This is a genomic window from Mesorhizobium sp. M0207, assembly GCF_040321995.1.
Taxonomy (GTDB): Bacteria; Pseudomonadota; Alphaproteobacteria; order Rhizobiales; family Rhizobiaceae; genus Mesorhizobium.
Genome location: NZ_JAMYSQ010000013.1, coordinates 1 through 2,500, shown reverse-complemented (window position 1 = coordinate 2,500; position 2,500 = coordinate 1). Strand labels below are relative to the sequence as shown.

The window sequence follows — 2,500 nt, the reverse complement described above, 5'->3', positions numbered from 1 at the left end:
AAGCTTAGGGTTTGCAGCAATGCAAGCGGTAGCGGAGCGTTCTGTAAGCTGATGAAGCCATACCCGTGAGGGGTGGTGGAGGTATCAGAAGTGCGAATGCTGACATGAGTAACGTAAGGGGAGTGAGAGACTCCCCCGCCGAAAGTCCAAGGGTTCCTGCTTAAAGCTAATCTGAGCAGGGTTAGCCGGCCCCTAAGTCGAGGCAGAAATGCGTAGACGATGGGAACCACGTTAATATTCGTGGGCCTGGAGGAAGTGACGGATCATTGAGGTAGTCCAATCTTATCGGATTGAAAGGGCTGCTGCGTGGTTCCAGGAAATAGCTCCTCCTTATAGACCGTACCCGAAACCGACACTGGTGGACTGGTAGAGTATACCAAGGCGCTTGAGAGAACTATGCTGAAGGAACTCGGCAAATTGCACGCGTAACTTCGGAAGAAGCGTGACCCTTTCATGCGCAAGCATGGGAGGGTGGCACAGACCAGGGGGTAGCGACTGTTTATCAAAAACACAGGGCTCTGCGAAGTCGCAAGACGACGTATAGGGTCTGACGCCTGCCCGGTGCTGGAAGGTTAAGAGGAGGGGTGCAAGCTCTGAATCGAAGCCCCAGTAAACGGCGGCCGTAACTATAACGGTCCTAAGGTAGCGAAATTCCTTGTCGGGTAAGTTCCGACCTGCACGAATGGCGTAACGACTTCCCCGCTGTCTCCAGCATAGACTCAGTGAAATTGAATTCCCCGTGAAGATGCGGGGTTCCTGCGGTTAGACGGAAAGACCCCGTGCACCTTTACTATAGCTTTACATTGGCATTCGTAGTGGCATGTGTAGGATAGGTGGTAGGCTTTGAAACCTGGGCGCCAGCTCAGGTGGAGCCACCCTTGAAATACCACCCTTATCACTATGGATGTCTAACCGCGGCCCGTTATCCGGGTCCGGGACAATGTATGGTGGGTAGTTTGACTGGGGCGGTCGCCTCCTAAAGAGTAACGGAGGCGCGCGATGGTGGGCTCAGAACGGTCGGAAATCGTTCGCTGAGTGCAATGGCATAAGCCTGCCTGACTGCGAGACTGACAAGTCGAGCAGAGACGAAAGTCGGTCATAGTGATCCGGTGGTCCCGCGTGGAAGGGCCATCGCTCAACGGATAAAAGGTACGCCGGGGATAACAGGCTGATGACCCCCAAGAGTCCATATCGACGGGGTTGTTTGGCACCTCGATGTCGACTCATCGCATCCTGGGGCTGGAGCAGGTCCCAAGGGTATGGCTGTTCGCCATTTAAAGCGGTACGTGAGTTGGGTTCAGAACGTCGTGAGACAGTTCGGTCCCTATCTGCCGTGGGTGTAGGAATATTGAAAGGATCTGTCCCTAGTACGAGAGGACCGGGATGGACGGATCTCTGGTGGACCTGTTGTGGCGCCAGCCGCATAGCAGGGTAGCTATATCCGGACGGGATAACCGCTGAAGGCATCTAAGCGGGAAACCCACCTTAAAACGAGTATTCCCTGAGAACCGTGGAAGACGACCACGTTGATAGGCCGGGTGTGGAAGAGCGGCAACGCTTGAAGCTTACCGGTACTAATAGTTCGATCGGCTTGATCGTTCTCATTCCTAATGCCCATTTCTGGTGACAATCCTTGGATTGCGCCGAGATGGATGGCACAGAAAACAGCTTCTCGAGCAACGTGCGTTTTGCCGACCTGGTGGTTATGGCGGAGCGGCTGCACCCGATCCCATTCCGAACTCGGCCGTGAAACGCTCCAGCGCTGATGGTACTTCGTCTCAAGACGCGGGAGAGTAGGTCGCTGCCAGGTCTGCCAAGCGCACGTTGTTTAATCTTCTCCTTACGAACAGGCCCGCCAACGGGATATCGGGCCGCGCAAGCGGCCCTTTCATTTGGCGGAAGCTTGAATCCAGTGAGCCAAGGCTTACTTCTAGGGTTGACGCGGGGTGGAGCAGCCCGGTAGCTCGTCAGGCTCATAACCTGAAGGTCACAGGTTCAAATCCTGTCCCCGCAACCAAATTCGAAAACGGCCCGCCTTGTGCGGGCCGTTTTCGTATGCGCTGAAGTACGGCGACAGGACACTTTAGCGGTAAGCGCGATTTTCCCTGCACGTTGACGCCGGCGCTTTCGACGGATGGCCTTCGAATTGGGAACGGTATCTGGTCTGATCAGACTGCTGTTGCTTTGGCGAAGTTGAAGGGCAGCAGATCGTAGATATCAGCGTCCTCGCTGCGTTGAGGCAATTCGGTGAGGACGTGGCGCAGCCACGCTAACGGCTCGACGCCACAGGCGCGGCAGGTCAACATCAGGCTGTAGATGACGGCGCTGGCCCTGGCTCCGTCGACGGTATCGCTGAACAGCCAACTTTTCCGGCCAGTGGCAAAGATTCTGATGTCACGCTCGAGAAGATTGTTGTCGATCGGCATGCTGCCGTCCTCGGTGTAACGAGTCAGATATCCCCATTGGTTCAGGGTGTAGGAGACGGCGTCGCCGAGCTTGC

Annotated in this window: 1 protein-coding gene, 1 tRNA gene and 2 rRNA genes (1 of these 4 cut by a window edge); 3 read left to right on the top strand and 1 reads right to left on the bottom strand. The window is 55.6% G+C overall.

The window, feature by feature from the left end; all coding sequences use genetic code 11:
- The 3 genes from NKJ15_RS18065 to NKJ15_RS18055 all read left to right on the top strand — a co-directional run.
- Positions 1-1,599, top strand: a 23S ribosomal RNA gene (locus NKJ15_RS18065) (it extends 1,200 nt beyond the left edge of the window).
- A 96-nt stretch (positions 1,600-1,695) separates the two neighbouring features.
- Positions 1,696-1,810, top strand: a 5S ribosomal RNA gene (gene rrf / locus NKJ15_RS18060).
- A 130-nt stretch (positions 1,811-1,940) separates the two neighbouring features.
- Positions 1,941-2,017: transfer RNA gene (locus tag NKJ15_RS18055), tRNA-Met, on the top strand.
- Between the two features lie 151 nt (positions 2,018-2,168).
- On the opposite strand, the gene NKJ15_RS18050 is transcribed toward NKJ15_RS18055, so the two are convergent.
- Positions 2,169-2,500 (bottom strand): IS66 family transposase (locus NKJ15_RS18050; RefSeq protein WP_352816554.1); only part of this gene is annotated, 332 nt, incomplete at its 5' end.